At 39.2% G+C, this 16,579-nt stretch carries 18 protein-coding genes; 11 read left to right on the top strand and 7 right to left on the bottom strand.

Features of this window, described 5'->3' with window-relative positions:
• Positions 1-23: 23 nt before the first annotated feature.
• Genes leuC through leuB form a run of 4 tightly spaced genes read left to right on the top strand, consistent with a single transcriptional unit; the run spans position 24 to position 4,723 of the window.
• Complete coding sequence (gene leuC, locus ACE01N_RS09525; RefSeq protein ID WP_380587664.1) at positions 24-1,424, top strand: 3-isopropylmalate dehydratase large subunit; 1,401 nt, start codon at positions 24-26, stop codon at positions 1,422-1,424.
• A 51-nt stretch (positions 1,425-1,475) separates the two neighbouring features.
• Positions 1,476-2,072 (top strand): 3-isopropylmalate dehydratase small subunit, encoded by a 597-nt coding sequence (gene leuD, locus ACE01N_RS09520; protein WP_380587661.1) that lies wholly within the window; start codon positions 1,476-1,478, stop codon positions 2,070-2,072.
• Positions 2,073-2,103: 31 nt separating this feature from the next.
• Positions 2,104-3,624 carry an alpha-isopropylmalate synthase regulatory domain-containing protein gene (locus ACE01N_RS09515; RefSeq protein ID WP_380587658.1) on the top strand — a complete coding sequence of 507 codons (1,521 nt, stop codon included), beginning with the start codon at positions 2,104-2,106 and terminating at the stop codon, positions 3,622-3,624.
• Between the two features lie 28 nt (positions 3,625-3,652).
• Positions 3,653-4,723 (top strand): 3-isopropylmalate dehydrogenase, encoded by a 1,071-nt coding sequence (leuB, locus tag ACE01N_RS09510; protein ID WP_380587655.1) that lies wholly within the window; start codon positions 3,653-3,655, stop codon positions 4,721-4,723.
• A 104-nt stretch (positions 4,724-4,827) separates the two neighbouring features.
• Here the strand turns inward: leuB and ACE01N_RS09505 are convergent, their stop codons facing one another.
• From ACE01N_RS09505 to ACE01N_RS09495, 3 genes are all read right to left on the bottom strand, one after another.
• Positions 4,828-5,265 carry a hypothetical protein gene (locus ACE01N_RS09505; RefSeq protein ID WP_380587652.1) on the bottom strand — a complete coding sequence of 146 codons (438 nt, stop codon included), beginning with the start codon at positions 5,263-5,265 and terminating at the stop codon, positions 4,828-4,830.
• A 262-nt stretch (positions 5,266-5,527) separates the two neighbouring features.
• The gene (locus ACE01N_RS09500) at positions 5,528-6,472 is read right to left on the bottom strand and encodes a mechanosensitive ion channel family protein (RefSeq protein ID WP_380587649.1); all 945 of its coding nucleotides are present in this window, start codon (positions 6,470-6,472) and stop codon (positions 5,528-5,530) included.
• A 222-nt stretch (positions 6,473-6,694) separates the two neighbouring features.
• Positions 6,695-7,831 (bottom strand): aldose epimerase family protein, encoded by a 1,137-nt coding sequence (locus ACE01N_RS09495; protein WP_380587646.1) that lies wholly within the window; start codon positions 7,829-7,831, stop codon positions 6,695-6,697.
• Between the two features lie 226 nt (positions 7,832-8,057).
• Here ACE01N_RS09495 and purU point away from each other — a divergent pair, with 226 nt between their 5' ends.
• From purU to hisIE, 6 genes are read left to right on the top strand one after another with little or no spacing between them, the layout of a single operon-like run.
• The gene (gene purU, locus ACE01N_RS09490; RefSeq protein WP_375729567.1) at positions 8,058-8,936 is read left to right on the top strand and encodes a formyltetrahydrofolate deformylase; all 879 of its coding nucleotides are present in this window, start codon (positions 8,058-8,060) and stop codon (positions 8,934-8,936) included.
• A 1-nt stretch (position 8,937) separates the two neighbouring features.
• Positions 8,938-9,483 carry a TlpA family protein disulfide reductase gene (locus ACE01N_RS09485; protein ID WP_380587642.1) on the top strand — a complete coding sequence of 182 codons (546 nt, stop codon included), beginning with the start codon at positions 8,938-8,940 and terminating at the stop codon, positions 9,481-9,483.
• A gap of 2 nt (positions 9,484-9,485) precedes the next feature.
• Positions 9,486-10,085 carry an imidazole glycerol phosphate synthase subunit HisH gene (gene hisH, locus ACE01N_RS09480; protein WP_380587639.1) on the top strand — a complete coding sequence of 200 codons (600 nt, stop codon included), beginning with the start codon at positions 9,486-9,488 and terminating at the stop codon, positions 10,083-10,085.
• A gap of 1 nt (position 10,086) precedes the next feature.
• A complete protein-coding gene (hisA, locus tag ACE01N_RS09475; protein ID WP_380587636.1) occupies positions 10,087-10,815 on the top strand; it encodes a 1-(5-phosphoribosyl)-5-[(5-phosphoribosylamino)methylideneamino]imidazole-4-carboxamide isomerase in 729 nt (242 codons plus the stop codon).
• Between the two features lie 2 nt (positions 10,816-10,817).
• Positions 10,818-11,573, top strand: a complete 756-nt coding sequence (gene hisF, locus ACE01N_RS09470; RefSeq protein ID WP_375729563.1) for an imidazole glycerol phosphate synthase subunit HisF — start codon at positions 10,818-10,820, stop codon at positions 11,571-11,573.
• A 15-nt stretch (positions 11,574-11,588) separates the two neighbouring features.
• Complete coding sequence (gene hisIE, locus ACE01N_RS09465) at positions 11,589-12,185, top strand: bifunctional phosphoribosyl-AMP cyclohydrolase/phosphoribosyl-ATP diphosphatase HisIE (protein WP_375729562.1); 597 nt, start codon at positions 11,589-11,591, stop codon at positions 12,183-12,185.
• 53 nt (positions 12,186-12,238) lie between these two features.
• Here the strand turns inward: hisIE and trxA (ACE01N_RS09460) are convergent, their stop codons facing one another.
• Together trxA (ACE01N_RS09460) and trxA (ACE01N_RS09455) are read right to left on the bottom strand one after the other, a co-directional pair.
• Positions 12,239-12,751 carry a thioredoxin gene (gene trxA, locus ACE01N_RS09460; protein ID WP_375729561.1) on the bottom strand — a complete coding sequence of 171 codons (513 nt, stop codon included), beginning with the start codon at positions 12,749-12,751 and terminating at the stop codon, positions 12,239-12,241.
• A gap of 26 nt (positions 12,752-12,777) precedes the next feature.
• On the bottom strand, positions 12,778-13,134 hold the full coding sequence (trxA, locus tag ACE01N_RS09455; protein WP_375729560.1) for a thioredoxin: 357 nt from the start codon (positions 13,132-13,134) through the stop codon (positions 12,778-12,780).
• 153 nt (positions 13,135-13,287) lie between these two features.
• On the opposite strand from trxA (ACE01N_RS09455), the gene ACE01N_RS09450 reads away from it, so the two are divergent.
• The gene (locus tag ACE01N_RS09450) at positions 13,288-14,697 is read left to right on the top strand and encodes a CCA tRNA nucleotidyltransferase (RefSeq protein ID WP_380587629.1); all 1,410 of its coding nucleotides are present in this window, start codon (positions 13,288-13,290) and stop codon (positions 14,695-14,697) included.
• Between the two features lie 6 nt (positions 14,698-14,703).
• Here the strand turns inward: ACE01N_RS09450 and ACE01N_RS09445 are convergent, their stop codons facing one another.
• Positions 14,704-15,513, bottom strand: a complete 810-nt coding sequence (locus ACE01N_RS09445) for a purine-nucleoside phosphorylase (RefSeq protein ID WP_380587626.1) — start codon at positions 15,511-15,513, stop codon at positions 14,704-14,706.
• On the bottom strand, positions 15,485-16,576 hold the full coding sequence (gene lpxK / locus ACE01N_RS09440) for a tetraacyldisaccharide 4'-kinase (protein ID WP_380587623.1): 1,092 nt from the start codon (positions 16,574-16,576) through the stop codon (positions 15,485-15,487). The genes ACE01N_RS09445 and lpxK overlap by 29 nt, the downstream gene beginning before the upstream one ends.
• Between the last annotated feature and the right edge of the window lie 3 nt (positions 16,577-16,579).

The following is a 16,579-nucleotide window of genomic DNA, read 5'->3' as shown; positions in this document are numbered from 1 at the left end:
GGAAGAAATAATTTAATATAAAAATGGGAAAGACACTTTTTGATAAAATTTGGGATGCTCATGTGGTGACAGAGGTCGAAAACGGACCGACTCAGTTGTATATCGATCGTCATTTTGCACATGAAGTTACCAGCCCACAGGCATTCAATGGTTTAAGGGAGAGAGATCTGAAGGTTTTACGACCAGAGAAAACTATTGCAACGCCGGACCATAACGTACCAACCTGGGATCAGGATAAGCCAATTAAGGATCCGATTTCAAGATATCAGGTGGAAACACTCACAAAAAACTGTAATGATTTTGGAATTACACTTTATGGTCTTGGAAATGATCGTAACGGTATTGTACATGTGGTAGGACCTGAAAATGGTTACACTTTACCCGGTATGACAATTGTATGTGGTGACAGTCATACCTCTACTCACGGAGCCTTTGGAACAATTGCCTTTGGTATTGGAACCAGCGAGGTTGAAATGGTTCTGGCAAGTCAGTGCATTCTGCAGCCAAGACCCAAACGAATGTGTATCAATGTGGAAGGTAAACTCTCAAAAGGCGTTACGTCGAAAGATATTATTCTGTATATTATTTCACAGATATCAACAGGTGGTGCTACTGGTTATTTTGTTGAATTCGCCGGAAGCGCATTCCGCAGCCTGACTATGGAGGCACGTATGACTGTATGTAATATGAGTATTGAAATGGGAGCACGTGGCGGTTTAATTGCGCCTGATGAAACTACTTTTGAGTATTTGAAGGACAGACCATTTGGTCCTAAAGGCGAAGAGTGGGAGAAATCATTGGCCTACTGGAAAACGCTGAAATCTGATGATGATGCGGTATTCGATAAAGAATATAATTTCAAAGCTGAAGATATTGAACCAATGATCACGTATGGTACTAATCCTGGAATGGGAGTTGGTATCTCAGGTTCAATTCCTACGCTTGAAACGGTAGATAAGTCAGGACAGAAAACTTATCTGAAATCTTTGGATTATATGGGATACAAGCCCGGCGAAAACATGAAAGGTAAGAAAGTTGATTATGTCTTTGTGGGATCATGTACAAATGGTCGTATTGAAGACCTTCGTGCATTTGCTGCCTTTGTTGACGGTAAGAAAAAAGCACCGGGTGTAGTTGCATGGATTGTGCCTGGTAGTCGTCAGGTAGAAAAGCAGGCTCAGGAAGAAGGTTTAATCGAAATCATTGAAAAAGCAGGATTCTTAATGAGACAACCAGGTTGTTCGGCTTGTCTTGCCATGAACGATGACAAGATCCCTGCCGGAAAATATTCTGTATCTACATCAAACAGAAACTTTGAGGGACGTCAGGGACCAGGTGCCCGCACAATGCTTGCAAGTGTTCTTACAGCAGCAGCAGCAGCGGTTACAGGTGTAATAACTGATCCGAGAGAATTAATGGATTAATGAAACAAGCATTCATTATCTCTGATTATTTCACAAGAAAAAATTATTAAAATGGCTATAGAAAAAATAAATGTTGTAAAATCATCGTGTGTGCCTTTGCCAATTGAAAACGTGGACACCGATCAGATTATACCGGCCCGCTTTCTGAAAGCTACAACCCGCGACGGATTTGGTGACAATCTTTTCAGGGACTGGCGTTATGACAGCAATGATCAACCAAAACCGGATTTTGTATTGAATGATCCTACTTATTCAGGGCAGATTCTTGTTGGTGGAAAAAACTTTGGTAGTGGTTCCAGTCGTGAACATGCTGCCTGGGCAATTGCCGGATACGGATTTAAAGTTGTGGTTTCAAGTTTCTTTGCAGATATCTTTAAAAATAATGCATTAAATAACGGAGTTCTTCCGGTTCAGGTAAGTGAAGGGTTTTTAAGTAAAATTTTTGAAGCTGTAGATAAGGATCCCAAGGCTTCTCTTACTGTTAACCTTCCGGATCAGACTATTACCATTGATGCAACCGGGGAAAGCGAAGCCTTTGAAATAAACGGATATAAAAAGAACTGTTTGCTGAACGGTTATGATGACATTGACTATCTGCTCAGCAATATGGATAAAATAAAGACCTGGGAAGTATCAAGTTTTTATTGATCTTCATATTAATCGGGCAAACAAATAAAACATGAAACAGCAGGTTGAAATTATGGATACTACCCTTAGGGATGGAGAACAGACCTCAGGCGTATCGTTTTCACAAAATGAAAAAATAACCATTGCAAGAATACTGCTCGAGGAGGTCAGGGTAGATCGTCTGGAGGTAGCTTCGGCAAAGGTTTCAGAAGGGGAATTTAACGCTGTTAAACGAATTACCGGCTGGGCCTCAGAGCATGGGTTTTTAAATTCAATAGAGGTTTTGGGGTTTATTGATGGTAAAATTTCGGTGGACTGGATTCGTGATGCCGGTGGTAAGGTGCTGAATTTGCTTGCCAAGGGGTCATTACGGCACGTAACCCAGCAATTGCGAAAAACACCTGAACAGCATATTGCCGATATTAAGGATACAATTGCTTATGCCGTATCTCAGGGAATACAGGTTAACCTTTATCTGGAAGACTGGTCAAACGGTATGGTAAATTCACCGGAGTACGTTTTTCAGCTAGTGGCTGGATTAAAAGATGAACCCATTGAAAGGTTCATGTTGCCGGATACTTTGGGAATTCTGAATCCGGATCAGACCTACGGGTATTGCAGCAACATGATTGAGCGTTATCCTGATTTACATTTCGATTTTCATGGGCATAACGATTACGATCTGGCAGCAGCCAATGCTTTTAGTGCTGTAAAAGCCGGGGTGAGTGGTTTGCATGGAACCGTCAACGGAATGGGAGAACGGGCAGGTAATGTTTCGTTATCGAGTTTAATTGGTGTGTTACATGATCAGTTAAAAGTAGAGACCAAACTGGACGAGTCCAGAATCACCAAGGTGAGTAAAATGGTTGAGACATTCTCCGGGATTCGGATACCTGCCAATAAGCCGCTTATTGGTGAATTTGTGTTCACCCAATGCGCTGGAATTCATGCAGATGGTGATAATAAGGATAATCTTTATTATAACGATCTGTTACCTGAACGGTTTGGCAGAACACGTTCGTACGCGCTCGGAAAGACATCGGGTAAGGCAAGCATTCAGAAAAATCTTCAGGAGTTGGGGATTGATCTGGATCTGGATTCGCAGAAGAGGGTGACTCAGAGGATAATTGAACTGGGAGACAAAAAGGAACGGGTAACAAAAGAGGATCTGCCTTATATTATTGCTGACGTTCTGGAAAGTGGTGAACATGAAAGTAATATTGAGGTGCTGAATTATTCGCTGTCTCTGACATATGGTTTGAAGCCAATCGCCAATGTAAAAATCAGGATCTACGATAAAACTTACGAAGATAACAGTGCCGGAGATGGTCAGTATGATGCTTTTATGAAAACAGTGTGGAAAATTTATAAAAGGCTTAAAAAGGAACATCCCGTATTAATGGATTACTCGGTTTCTATTCCTCCCGGAGGTAGAACTGATGCACTTGTTGAAACCACTATTCTATGGTCATATAACAACAGGGAGTTTAAAACCCGTGGGTTGGATGTTGACCAGTCAGAGGCAGCTATTAAAGCAACCATGAAAATGCTGAACCTCATAGAAACATTTTAAGAGATTAAATCAGAAAGGAATATTAAAAATGAAATTAAACATTGCAGTTCTTCCCGGTGACGGGATAGGTCCTGAGATTGTTGATCAGGCATTGAAAGTGACAAAAGCCGTTTGTGCAAAATTTGGTCATGAATTAACGTATGAATTTGGTATTACAGGTGCTTCGGCAATTGATAAAGTTGGGGAGCCATATCCTGATACCACACATGAGTTATGTATGAACTCAGATGCCGTATTGTTTGGCGCTATTGGTGATCCGAAATTTGATAATAATCCAAAGGCAACTGTACGTCCGGAGCAGGGACTGCTGTTAATGCGTAAAAAGCTGGGTTTGTATGCGAACCTTCGTCCGGTAGTAACTTTTCCGTCATTAATTCATAAGTCTCCATTGCGTAAAGATCTGGTTGAAAATGCGGATTTTATGTGTATCAGGGAACTGACTGGCGGAATTTATTTTGGGGAGAAGGGGCGTTCAGAAGATCGGAATACGGCATATGATACGAATACCTACACGCGTGAAGAAATAGAACGCATTATTCATCTTGGGTATGAATATGCGATGAAACGCAATAAGAAACTGACAATTGTCGATAAGGCAAATGTACTGGAGACCTCTCGTTTGTGGAGGGAAGTCGGACAGGAGATTGCACCACAATATCCTGATGTCAAAACCGAATTTATGTTTGTGGATAATGCTGCCATGCAGATTATTCAGTGGCCGAAAAACTTTGATGTCATGGTGACTGAAAATATGTTTGGTGATATCCTGACTGATGAGGCATCTGTAATTACGGGATCGCTTGGCATGTTGCCATCTGCTTCTATTGGTATTCATACCAGTGTGTTTGAACCAATTCACGGATCTTATCCACAGGCTGCAGGTAAAGACATTGCAAACCCTCTTGCCACTGTTCTGTCGGTAGCAATGATGTTTGAATATGCATTTAATCTTATGGATGAAGGTGCTCTGATCAGGCAGGCTGTTAATGCATCGATGGATGCCGAAGTTGTAACTGAGGATATCGCCAATGATAAATCGAAAGCCGCTAAGACATCCGAAGTAGGTGACTGGCTTGTTGATTTTATCGAAAAAGCTTAAGCTAAGAAAGAATATGAAAAAAAAGCTGCCCGGGAAGGCAGCTTTTTTAATGTAACTGTAATCACCCAAAACCTGTTGAATCCAATCGTTCAACAAGGTATATTTTAATGTTTTATAATCTTGTATTTTTTGATTTGCTCGTTTGATTTATAGACTGAAAGATAGCATGTTTCACATTCGTAATCTTTTATTTCTATACTTTCTTTTGGGTTTTTAATCTGTTTCTCAAGCAATGTCTTATCCTGTCCTTTAAGGAGGAATCTGAGATCTTCACTATTTTTCCCAAATGTAAGTAAGGTAATATTCTGTTTGATGGGATTCGGAAAGGCGGAAACACGAACAGAATGCGTCTCAACACTTTCCATTGTAATCACCTCAAGCTCTCCCTGAATATATGTCGCCTTTGGCGTTAATGCATTTGCTTTCAGTTCTTCGAACGGAGCAGTTTCATTAGCTTCTGCTTTATTTCTGTTGCTTCCCAGACTGCTTAGAGAGAACAGAAGTGTGATCAGAACAAACGTAAATAGGATATTGGATTTCATGGTAAAAGTTTTTTCGATAATAATTTGTTTTAATTTTATTGTAAATATAAGAAAAAATAAATTAAAATTAACAAAAAATAAACAATAATATTAATTAATATTAAAATTAAGGTGTGAAAAGTATTAAGATTGTGTAATTTAGATTAACCTCTCGTTTGTATTTAAGTGCTATAAATAAATGTTAAGCCTGGTTGTGAATTAATAATCAGAGTAAAAAAGGAGCTCTGTGGCTCCTTTTCAAAATAATATAAGTATTCGTGTATCAGTTTCTGGCTGATTTTGCCTGTTCCTCTGCTTTCTCCATTGTTAATCTTAGCGGGTCAATTTCTTCACCCCAGTAAATAGTCTGGTGAGGGAATGGGATTTCTATATTATGTGTATCGAACGCTTCTTTCAGACGTTTACGATATTCACGTCCAACTGTCCATTGTTGGATCGGTTTGGTTTTAATTCTCCCTTTCACAACAAGCGCACTGTCTCCAAAACTGTCGAGTCCGAATATTTCCATCGGTTCAAGTATTTTATCTTCAAATTCCTTATCATTTTTCAGGTCCTCAGCAACTTCCTTCATGATTTTCATAACCTGATTCAAATCTTCCTTATAAGCAACGCCAATATCAAAAACCATAGCCGACCATTCTTTTGTCATGTTTGATAAGGAGTTAATTTTACCGTTTTGAAATACATGAACTACACCGGACATATCACGTAAAGTTATAGTTCTGAGCTCAATCTTTTCAACCAGGCCACCCGTGCCGTTTAGGATGGCTACATCTCCGGTTCTGATCTGATTTTCAAGCAAGATAAAAAATCCGGACAGGAAATCCCGTACCAATTCCTGAGCTCCGAAGCCTACCGCGAGACCAAGGATACCTGCACCGGCTAAAATAGGACCTATGTCTATATTTATTTTTTTCAGAAATATCATTATAAAAACAGCCCAGATAATCACGGAAGCACCTTTTCTAAGAATTCCCATTAATGTATTCAAACGTTTTTCTGCTTCTGTATTGGGTTCATCAGGTGTTTGGTTTAGCGCACGTTTTGCCAGAATATCTCTCAGTTTTGTTATGAAAAATGCCATTACTTTGAGTGAAATGATAAGCAAGACAATCAAAATTACAATGGAAGGGAGTTCTGTTATGACCCAGTTTGATAATGTACTTATTACTTTTTCCCAGAAATCAGATGTGAATAATTTATCCATGCTATTCAGTTTTAGTTTGTATATGGTATGGATATGTTTAAATACTATGCCAATTAATTGTATTGTGGCTTAATAGGCATAAATACAGCGTGCCAGCATTGGACGTTATGAGAAATTATGATGTGATTGTGGAAATAATATGAATTTTGTAGAAGCTTTACGCAGTTTTAAGCATAAAAAAAGCCCTCAGTTGAGGGCTCTTTTTATATGTTAATGTGAGATTTATTTTACATCGAATTTATAAATACAGGTATGTGTATAGGTTTCACCCGGGTTTAATACAGTTGTCGGGAAGTTTGGTTTGTTTGGTGAGTCTGGAAAATGCTGTGTTTCCAGACACAATGCGGTTCTGTGGTTATAGGCATTTCCACTTTTGCCAATTACAGTTCCATCCAGGAAATTACCACCATAGAACTGAATTCCCGGTTCGTCTGTGTGTACTTCCATGTAACGGCCACTGACCGGATCATAAACACTGGCGGCTAATACCATTGCTTTGGGTTCGGGCTGATTCAGAACAAAGTTGTGATCATATCCGTGCCCTAGTATCAATGGAGTATAGTCATCTTCTATGCGTTTACCAATTTCCGTTGGTGTAGTAAAGTCCATTGGAGTTCCGGCGACCGGAATAATTTCGCCTGTTGGTATCAAAACTGAATCAGTCGGAGTGAAATTATCCGCATTAATGTATAAAACCAGGTCATTAATTGTTCCATCACCTTCGCCATGCAAATTAAAGAAACTGTGATGTGTCAGGTTTAAAACTGTTGGTTTGTCTGTTGTTGCTTCGTAGTTGATTTTAAATTCGTTATTGTCAGTCAGCTGGTAAGTCATATGAACGGTTAAATCGCCGGGGTATCCTTCTTCACCATCTTTTGAGACATAGGTGAATTTAACGCTATGGTCATCAACTTTTTCCATGTCCCACACAACAGCATTGAATCCTTTTTTACCTCCATGAAGGCTATTGTTGCCATCATTTTTTGACAGGTGATATACCTCTCCGTTCAAGGTGAACTCAGCATTAGCAATCCTGTTTCCGTAACGGCCTATGGCTGCGCCGAAATAAGGTTCGTAAGTCATATAGTCATCAATATTATTGAATCCTAAAACGATATCTGTAAATTCACCGTTTTTATCAGGAACCATAAGGCTTACTACCTTAGCACCGAAGTTGGTAACTGTCATTTCCAGGCCGTTTTTATTGGTCAGTGTTACAAGGGAAACCTGTTTCCCATCCACCACTTTATTGAAAGCCTGAGGATCAATTCCTGCTTTGTTAGCCGGGGCTTTGGGCGCGCAGGAATGTATTAATGCTATAGCTGTTAAAATGAATACTGTTTTAAAAAGTGTTTTCATAATACTGGAATTTGTTGTATTTAATTTGAGTAGCTAAGATACTATGTTTTTTAATGTAATCAAACATTAAATTTATGGTAAAATAAGGGTGAATATATCTTTATTTACGGTGTGAAAAATAATTGATAAGTGATTAATATGTTTGTTTCACAACTGTTAGCGTAATTATTACTACTTATTAAATGCTTTTGGTTATTTTTGCAAACCAATAATAAAGTTAAAGAAGATGGTTGGTGATAAAAACGGACGGGAGACAGCTGTATTGTTGATGCATTGTCCGGATAAGCAGGGAATTCTGGCTGCTATTACTGAATTTATCAACGAAAATAATGGAAACATTCTTTACCTTGATCAGCATGTTGACAGGGAGGAGGGTATATTTTATACACGTATCGAGTGGGATTTAAAAGGTTTTGTGATCCCAAAGGAAAAGGTGAAGGATTATTTTGAAACATTGTTTGGAATCAAATACAATCTTACCTGGTGGCGGATATATTTTTCCGACAGAAAACCACGAATGGCAATTATGGTGTCTAAAATGCCGCATTGCCTTTACGATTTACTGGCGCGTCATGCTGCCGGCGAATGGGATGTGGAGATTCCGTTGATTATAAGCAATCATGATGATCTTGCACATGTGGCAGAACAGTTTAAACTACCCTACCACCATTTCCCTGTGACAAAAGAAACCAAGGATGAAGTGGAGGCAGCTGAACTGGCTTTACTGAAGAAAAATGAGATCGACTTTATTGTTCTTGCCAGGTATATGCAGATTCTTTCGGCAGATTTTATCGGGAATTATCCTGAGCGGGTTATAAATATTCACCATTCATTTTTGCCGGCTTTTATGGGAGCCAAGCCATATCATGCGGCACACCAGCGGGGGGTGAAAATTATTGGTGCCACCAGCCATTATGTTACTTCGGATTTGGATGCCGGTCCGATCATTGAACAGGATGTGGTTAGGATTACGCATAAAGATTCAGTTTTAAGTCTGGTGCGTAAGGGCAGAGACCTTGAAAAAATTGTGTTGTCAAGGGCCGTACAAAAGCATCTGGAACGGAAAGTGCTGGTGTATAAAAACAGAACAGTAGTATTTAGTTAGAATGAGAACATTTTTATCATACGCGTTTTTAATTGTATTATTCGTTGGACTAGGCATAAAAGTTTCAAACGGAGAAGTAGTGTCGAAGGATGACAGAGGCTATATTGTGGAAGTTGGACAGAAGGCCCCTGATTTAGTACTTCATTTAGTAAGTGGTGATACCGTTTCTCTTGCATCACTTCGGGGAAAGGTCGTGATGCTCCAGTTTACAGCGAGTTGGTGCAGTGTATGCCGAAAAGAAATGCCTTTTATCGAAAGTGAAATTTGGCAAAAATATAAATCCAGGGACGATTTTTTCCTTGCCGGCGTGGATCGGGATGAGCCTATTGAAAAGGTTCAGGAGTTTGCGAAAACAGTTGGTATTACATATCCGTTGGCATTGGATCCGGGAGCAGGTATTTTTGCCAGGTTCGCGTTGAAAGAAGCCGGAGTAACACGAAATGTGATTATCGATAAAACCGGCAAAATTGTTTACCTGACCAGGCTCTTCAACAGGGAAGAGTTTGATGCCATGAAAGAAAAAATTGCAGAAATCCTTGAGCAGTGAAAATGAATGTTGTCATTATTAAATATAATGCAGGGAATATACGATCGGTGTATCATGCACTTAGCCGCTTGGGTGTTGAGGCTGAAATTACTGCCGATCCTGACAAAATAAAAGCTGCAGATAAGGTTATCTTCCCCGGAGTTGGTGAGGCCAGTACAACCATGGCTTACCTGAAAAAAGACGGATTGGATCAGCTTATAAAGGAACTGAAACAACCTGTTTTAGGGATTTGCCTTGGTATGCAACTTATGTGCAGCCATTCTGAGGAGAATGATGTAGACTGCCTCGGAATCTTTGAAAATAAAGTAAAATTGTTTCGGCCTGAATCGGGAATGGAGAATATGACAAAGGTTCCTCATATGGGTTGGAACAGCCTTTCGGTTCCTGAAAATAGTTTTATACCGAAAGAAATTAACGGAGAGTACGTGTATTTTGTACATTCCTTTTATGCTGAGTTGTCAAACGAAACGGCTGCATCTACAGACTATATTGTTTCGTTCAGTTCTGCCTTACAGAAAGATAATTTTTACGCTACACAGTTTCATCCTGAGAAAAGCGGATCGGTAGGTGAAAAGATTTTAAAAGCATTTTTAGCGTTGTAAAATGATTGAAATAATCCCGGCAATAGATATTATTGATGGCAAATGTGTGAGGTTGAGCCAGGGAGATTATTCCCAAATGACCACCTACAGGGAAGATCCCCTGGAGGTTGCACTGGAGTTTGAGGCGAACGGAATAAGTCGTTTGCATCTGGTTGATCTGGACGGCGCCAAAGCAAAACATATTGTAAACTGGAAAGTACTGGAGCGGATTGCTTCAAAAACTAATCTGGTCATTGATTTTGGAGGCGGACTGAAAACAAACGACGATTTGAAAATTGCATTTAATTCAGGCGCGGCAATGATAACCGGTGGGAGCATTGCTGTTAAAGATCCTGAAACTTTTCAGAAATGGATTGATGCATATGGCGGTGAAAAAATTATTTTGGGGGCTGATGCCAAAGACAACAAAATAGCTGTAACCGGCTGGACAGAAGATACCGATATGGAAATCGGATCGTTTATTAAGCGATATGTTGAAAAGGGAATCAGTAAGGTTATATCAACTGATATTAGCAGGGATGGTATGCTAACAGGGCCTTCAACCGGGTTGTATAAATCGTTACTTCATGAAATTCCCGGATTGTATTTGATTGCAAGCGGTGGCGTAAGTTCGTTTAAAGATATAACTGAACTTGAAGAAAATAATGTGCCGGCTGTAATAACCGGAAAAGCGATTTACGAAGGTAAAATTTCTCTTGCGGAAATTAGTCGCTATATATTAAATGCATAAATATGTTAGCAAAACGCATTATACCATGCCTGGATATTAAAGATGGTCAGACTGTAAAGGGAATAAACTTTGTGGGTATAAAGGCCGTGGGTGATCCTGTGGAGCTTGGCGCTTTGTATGCGCAACAAGGTGCTGATGAATTGGTTTTTTTGGATATTACGGCAACGCACGAAGGGCGGAAAACCTTTGTGGATCTGGTTGGAAGAATTGCACATCATATTAATATTCCGTTTACCGTTGGTGGTGGAATCAGCGAATTGAAAGATGCTGAAGCATTACTTAATGCGGGTGCTGATAAAATTTCTGTAAATTCATCTGCTGTGCGAAATCCTCAGTTGATTAGTGATCTGGCAAAAAACTTTGGGAATCAGTTTGTGGTGTGTGCTATCGATGCAAGGGAAGCAAACAATCACTGGACTGTAACTGTTAATGGAGGTAGAATTCCAACCGATAAGGAGTTGTTTTCCTGGGCAAAGGAAGCAGAATCGCGCGGAGCAGGTGAAATATTATTTACCAGTATGAACCATGACGGGACGAAAAATGGTTTTGCAAACGATGCGCTCAGAACTCTTTCAGAGAATTTATCAATTCCGGTTATCGCATCCGGAGGTGCAGGTACAATGGACCATTTTGTTGATACTTTTACAAAGGGAAAAGCTGATGCCGGACTGGCAGCCAGTATTTTTCACTATAAAGAGATTGCAATTAAAGATTTAAAACAATATTTGCATAATAAAGGAATACCAGTAAGATTATAATTTAATAACAATAACATGAAACTTGATTTTGCAAAAGGTGACGGCCTCATTCCTGCGGTCATTCAGGACTCAAAAACCAACAAGGTGTTAATGCTTGGTTATATGAATGAAGAGGCGTATAATAAAACAGTTGATGAAAAACTGGTTACTTTTTACAGCCGTTCAAAGCAAAGATTATGGACAAAAGGTGAGGAAAGCGGTAATTTTCTTAAAGTTGTCAGTATTTTATCCGATTGTGATGATGATACTTTACTGATCAAGGTAAAACCAAAAGGTCCTGTGTGCCATACAGGTGCTGATACCTGCTGGAATGAAAAGAACAGTGAGGACATTATGTTTATCAAGCAGCTTCAGGATTTTATTGAGAAGCGCAAAGAAAAGATGCCGGAGGGATCTTATACAACTAAACTTTTCAATCGTGGGATTAATAAAATAACCCAGAAAATTGGAGAGGAAGCGGCTGAGGTAATTATTGATGCCGTTAACGGTACCGATGAAGGAATGATAATGGAGGCAGCAGATTTAATGTACCACCTGATTGTCATGCTGACATATAAGGGTTACAGGATTGAAGACGTTGCTAAAGAACTCAGAAAACGCCATAAAAAATAACGCATAAAAAAATCCGGTTGTTTAAACCGGATTTTTAATTTTTTACTTTATTCTTATTCTGGTTTTTCAACTTTAAGTACTTCTGTAATAATTGATTCCAGATCTGACTGTGGTCTATAACCCATAACAGCCTGTGGTTGTCCTTCTTTGGGAACAAAAACAATGGTAGGCAGACTCTGAATTCCAAAAGCACCGGCTACTTCCCGGTTTTCATCTGTATTGATCTTATAAATCTGAACCTCGCCTTTATATTCTTTCTGAATAGCTTCCAGGTGCGGTGCTAACATTTTACATGGCTGACACCAGTCCGCGTAAAAGTCAAGTATAGCAGGCTTGTCACCCTTATAGTTCCATTCTTTACTATTAACGTAATCAAAAACCTGATCCCTGAATGTTTCAGATGTTAAATGGATTACACCTGCATTTGCCTCTTCGTTAGGCAGTGCATCTATCACCTCACTCTTCTCCTTGGTTTCACCTTTTGCTTTGTTCGAGCAATAAGAGAAGTTTATCAAAACGAAACCTGAAACTAATGCTATTGCCAGGCTTTTAATACTCTTTTTCATATTTGTTGTTTTGTTCCTTTAAAGGATTATTTTACATTGAATACGTCTTCAAAAGCTCTTTTGAAAGTATCTTTTGGCAGTGCGCCCATAGCCATCTGTGGTTGTCCGTCTACCGGTACAAACAAAATTGAAGGAATACTCTGAATACCAAATATAGAAGAAACTTCCCTTTGAGCTTCAGTGTCAACTTTATAGATATCAATTTTGCCTGCATATTCATCGGCCAGTTCTTCCAGAATAGGAGCTACCATCTTACATGGCCCACACCAATCTGCATAAAAGTCAATTACTGCAGGTTTTTCTCCTTCAAATTTCCAATCTTTATTTTCTACCCAGTTGAAAACCTTTGATTTAAATGTCTCGTCTGTTAAATGCTCAATCATCGTAAATTTTTTTTAAATTAATATATAAAAATCTATATATCAAAATATGTGCCAGAAAAAATTTGCTGACATCTATATTAAAAAATATCTTTTAATTTTGTCACCTTTTAAGCTGAAACAATATCATCTGTTTCGTTGTTCATGGATTAACAAATGATAAGATATCTCAAACATAGGGTTTTTAAAGTAATTTCGGACATTTCGGAAGAGGAAAATGTGAGATGCTTTGTGATAGGTGGTTATGTGCGTGACATAATCCTTGAAAGGCCTTCGAAGGACATTGATGTTGTTGTACTGGGGGACGGGATCAGGATTGCAGAGCAATGTGCAAAAAGATTAGGACAAAATGTCAGTGTGCATGTATTTAAGAATTTCGGGACTGCACAAATAAAACTTAATAATCTGGAGATTGAGTTTGTTGGAGCCAGAAAAGAGTCGTACAGCAGGAATAGCCGGAAGCCTGTTGTAGAAAGTGGAACTCTGGAAGATGACCAGAACAGGCGTGATTTTACTATCAATGCACTGGCACTTTCACTGAACAAGCAAAATTTTGGGGAGCTGATCGATCCGTTTAACGGTCTGACAGACATCAAAAATAAACGAATTGTCACCCCGTTGGATCCGGATATCACATTTTCTGATGATCCGTTACGCATGATGCGGGCTGTAAGGTTTGCAAGCCAGCTGGATTTTTCAATAGATCCGGAAACTTTTGACGCTATTCAAAAGAATAAAGAACGGATTGGTATTGTCTCCAAAGAAAGGATCGTAGATGAGTTAAATAAGATCGTGCTTTCATCAAAACCATCTGTAGGATTTGTATTGTTGGAAAGAACGGGACTTTTGCAGCTTATTTTTCCGGAACTGGCAGCTATGAAAGGTGTGGATGCAAAATCAGGCGTGGCTCACAAAGATAATTTTTATCATACCTTACAGGTTCTGGATAACTTGTCTAAGGTTACCGACGATCTGTGGCTAAGATGGTCTGCAATTTTACACGATATAGGAAAACCCAGAACCAAACGTTTCGATGATAATCTTGGCTGGACTTTTCACAACCATAATTTTGTGGGGTCAAAAATGATCCCGAATATTTTCCGGCGCATGAAACTGCCCTTGAACGAAAAAATGAAGTTCGTGCAAAAGATGGTTAACCTGCACATGAGGCCAATTGTGTTGGCAGAGGATACTGTATCGGATTCGGCTGTAAGACGCTTGTTGTTCGAGGCGGGTGATGATATCGATCATTTAATGAATCTGTGTGAAGCTGATATTACTTCAAAGAATGAGGCTAAAGTGAAGCAGTACCTGAATAATTTTAAACTGGTACGCGAAAAATTGATAGAAATTGAATCAAAGGATAAAATTCGAAACTTTCAACCTCCTGTTACCGGCGAGGAGATAATGGATACGTTTGATCTGAAACCATGTAAGGAAGTTGGCGATATAAAATCAGCCATAAAGGACGCCATCCTGGACGGCATTATCCCTAACGAACACGATGAAGCCAGAAAATATATGCTGAAGATCGCCGAGGGGATGGGCCTGGAACCCATCCGCTAAGGATTGTTAAAGTGAATCTACCAAACCTTTAATTATCTGAGTCATTTTTGGTTCTGCCGATGCGGCAACCTGTTGTACCTCTTCGTGCGAAACCTCTACAATTTCTCCTGGAACACCACTGTCTGTTATGATAGAAATGGCGAAACAGCGCAGGCTCATATGGTGCGCTACTATAATTTCCGGAACAGTTGACATGCCCACAGCATCAGCTCCCATTTTTCTGAAATACATATATTCCGATGGTGTCTCAAAAGTTGGACCGGAGGTTCCCACATATACACCCTTTTTTAATTGGATATTATTTTTACTCGCAATATCAAAAGCTGTATTAATGAGTTCAGGATCATATACCTGGCTCATATCCGGGAATCTGGGTCCGAGTTCATTATAGTTTCTTCCTCTCAGCGGATGTTCGGGGAAATGGTTGATATGATCGTTTAAAACCATAATATCACCGACTTTGAAATCGGGATTTAAACCACCGGATGCATTGGAAACCATCAGGGTTTTTACTCCGATAAATTTAAAAACACGCACCGGGAAAGTCACTTCTTTCATGTCATATCCTTCATAATAATGAAAGCGGCCCTGCATGGCCAACACGGTTTTATCATTGATTTTCCCTTTAATAAGTCTTCCCTCATGTCCCTCAACTGTTGATACCGGAAAATTCGGAATTTTATCGTAAGGAATGGTTTTTTCAATTTTAATTTCATTCACGAGACCACCCAATCCTGTTCCCAGAATGATGGCAACGTCAGATACAAACGCTTCTTTTTTCAGGAAATCAGCGGTTTCTTTTATTTTGGCTAACATAATCTAAAATAGTTTTATCAAATTCCTTTTTCCCGTTATAAAGTAACTCAACTCTGACGGGAATATAATATAATATTGATTTAATTTCTTTCGGTATAATTTGTTCAATTTCAATCAGTCTTATGGCATCTTTTTCAGTTGTTACGATAACCTTGTCAGAATTTTCAATTTCTCTGAAACGTTTTAAAATAGTGTCAAAGTCCTTTTGGGTAAACTGGTGATGATCCGGAAACTCAAGTAGCTCCGACTCTTTGACAACGCCGTCAATATGTTTTTTAAAAATAGCAGGATTTGCAATTCCCGTAACTATTAATGCCGTAGAATTTTCATTTATACTTTCAAATAACCTGGTATGATTAAAAACGGATTGTGGCTCACTGTATCTTAGGCCTGTAAAATACAGGCTCTGATGGGAAGATGTTTTAAAACGTTTTTTAAGAATCCTGAGATCAATTGGTTTTAAATTTTCAGGACATTTTGAAACGACGATAATGTTCGCTCTGTGTTTCTCTTTTTCCGGTTCGCGTAGATTTCCCGCAGGTAAAATTCTGTCTTCGTCAATCGGGTTGTTATAGTCAATAATTAATATAGAGAGACCCGGAACAACATATCTGTGCTGATAGGCATCGTCCAGTAAAATAACATCGTACGGTTTTTTTGTTTCTTCTCCCAGGTTTAAAAGAGTCTGAATCCCTTCTTTGCGTTTGGCATCTACCGCCACAGTTATTTTTGGGAATTTACGTTTTATTTGTAGGGGTTCATCACCAATATCCTTTACAGTGGATTTGCGTGATCCCAATACAAAACCCTTGCTTTGACGCTTATATCCCCGGCTTATAACAGCCAGGCAGAATCTATTTTGTAATAGCTGGATAAGGTATTCGGTATGTGGTGTTTTTCCGGTTCCTCCAACTGTAATATTTCCAATGGATATGACAGGAATATCAAATTTCTCTGATTTTATAATTCCCCAATCAAATAACAGGTTACGTGATGTAACAATTATTTGGTACAAAAGAGAAAACGGCCAGAGAAATATAGCAAGTTTCTTCCTGTCGGGCATAAA

Source organism: Quyinboa ferrireducens (assembly GCF_042436675.1).
Lineage (GTDB): Bacteria > Bacteroidota > Bacteroidia > Bacteroidales > UBA5342 > JBHJHP01.
This window is presented reverse-complemented; position numbering and strand designations above follow the sequence as displayed.

Excerpts from the sequence above, each read along its gene's own strand:
- ACE01N_RS09495 (WP_380587646.1), bottom strand. The coding sequence starts at position 7,831 with ATGAAAACACTTTTTAAAACAGTATTCATTTTAACAGCTATAGCATTA.
- leuC (WP_380587664.1), top strand. The coding sequence starts at position 24 with ATGGGAAAGACACTTTTTGATAAAATTTGGGATGCTCATGTGGTGACA.
- hisH (WP_380587639.1), top strand. The coding sequence starts at position 9,486 with ATGAATGTTGTCATTATTAAATATAATGCAGGGAATATACGATCGGTG.
- ACE01N_RS09485 (WP_380587642.1), top strand. The coding sequence starts at position 8,938 with ATGAGAACATTTTTATCATACGCGTTTTTAATTGTATTATTCGTTGGA.
- ACE01N_RS09450 (WP_380587629.1), top strand. The coding sequence starts at position 13,288 with ATGATAAGATATCTCAAACATAGGGTTTTTAAAGTAATTTCGGACATT.
- hisA (WP_380587636.1), top strand. The coding sequence starts at position 10,087 with ATGATTGAAATAATCCCGGCAATAGATATTATTGATGGCAAATGTGTG.
- trxA (WP_375729561.1), bottom strand. The coding sequence starts at position 12,751 with ATGAAAAAGAGTATTAAAAGCCTGGCAATAGCATTAGTTTCAGGTTTC.
- ACE01N_RS09505 (WP_380587652.1), bottom strand. The coding sequence starts at position 5,265 with ATGAAATCCAATATCCTATTTACGTTTGTTCTGATCACACTTCTGTTC.
- ACE01N_RS09445 (WP_380587626.1), bottom strand. The coding sequence starts at position 15,513 with ATGTTAGCCAAAATAAAAGAAACCGCTGATTTCCTGAAAAAAGAAGCG.
- ACE01N_RS09500 (WP_380587649.1), bottom strand. The coding sequence starts at position 6,472 with ATGGATAAATTATTCACATCTGATTTCTGGGAAAAAGTAATAAGTACA.
- hisIE (WP_375729562.1), top strand. The coding sequence starts at position 11,589 with ATGAAACTTGATTTTGCAAAAGGTGACGGCCTCATTCCTGCGGTCATT.
- leuB (WP_380587655.1), top strand. The coding sequence starts at position 3,653 with ATGAAATTAAACATTGCAGTTCTTCCCGGTGACGGGATAGGTCCTGAG.
- ACE01N_RS09515 (WP_380587658.1), top strand. The coding sequence starts at position 2,104 with ATGAAACAGCAGGTTGAAATTATGGATACTACCCTTAGGGATGGAGAA.
- purU (WP_375729567.1), top strand. The coding sequence starts at position 8,058 with ATGGTTGGTGATAAAAACGGACGGGAGACAGCTGTATTGTTGATGCAT.
- lpxK (WP_380587623.1), bottom strand. The coding sequence starts at position 16,576 with ATGCCCGACAGGAAGAAACTTGCTATATTTCTCTGGCCGTTTTCTCTT.
- trxA (WP_375729560.1), bottom strand. The coding sequence starts at position 13,134 with ATGATTGAGCATTTAACAGACGAGACATTTAAATCAAAGGTTTTCAAC.
- leuD (WP_380587661.1), top strand. The coding sequence starts at position 1,476 with ATGGCTATAGAAAAAATAAATGTTGTAAAATCATCGTGTGTGCCTTTG.
- hisF (WP_375729563.1), top strand. The coding sequence starts at position 10,818 with ATGTTAGCAAAACGCATTATACCATGCCTGGATATTAAAGATGGTCAG.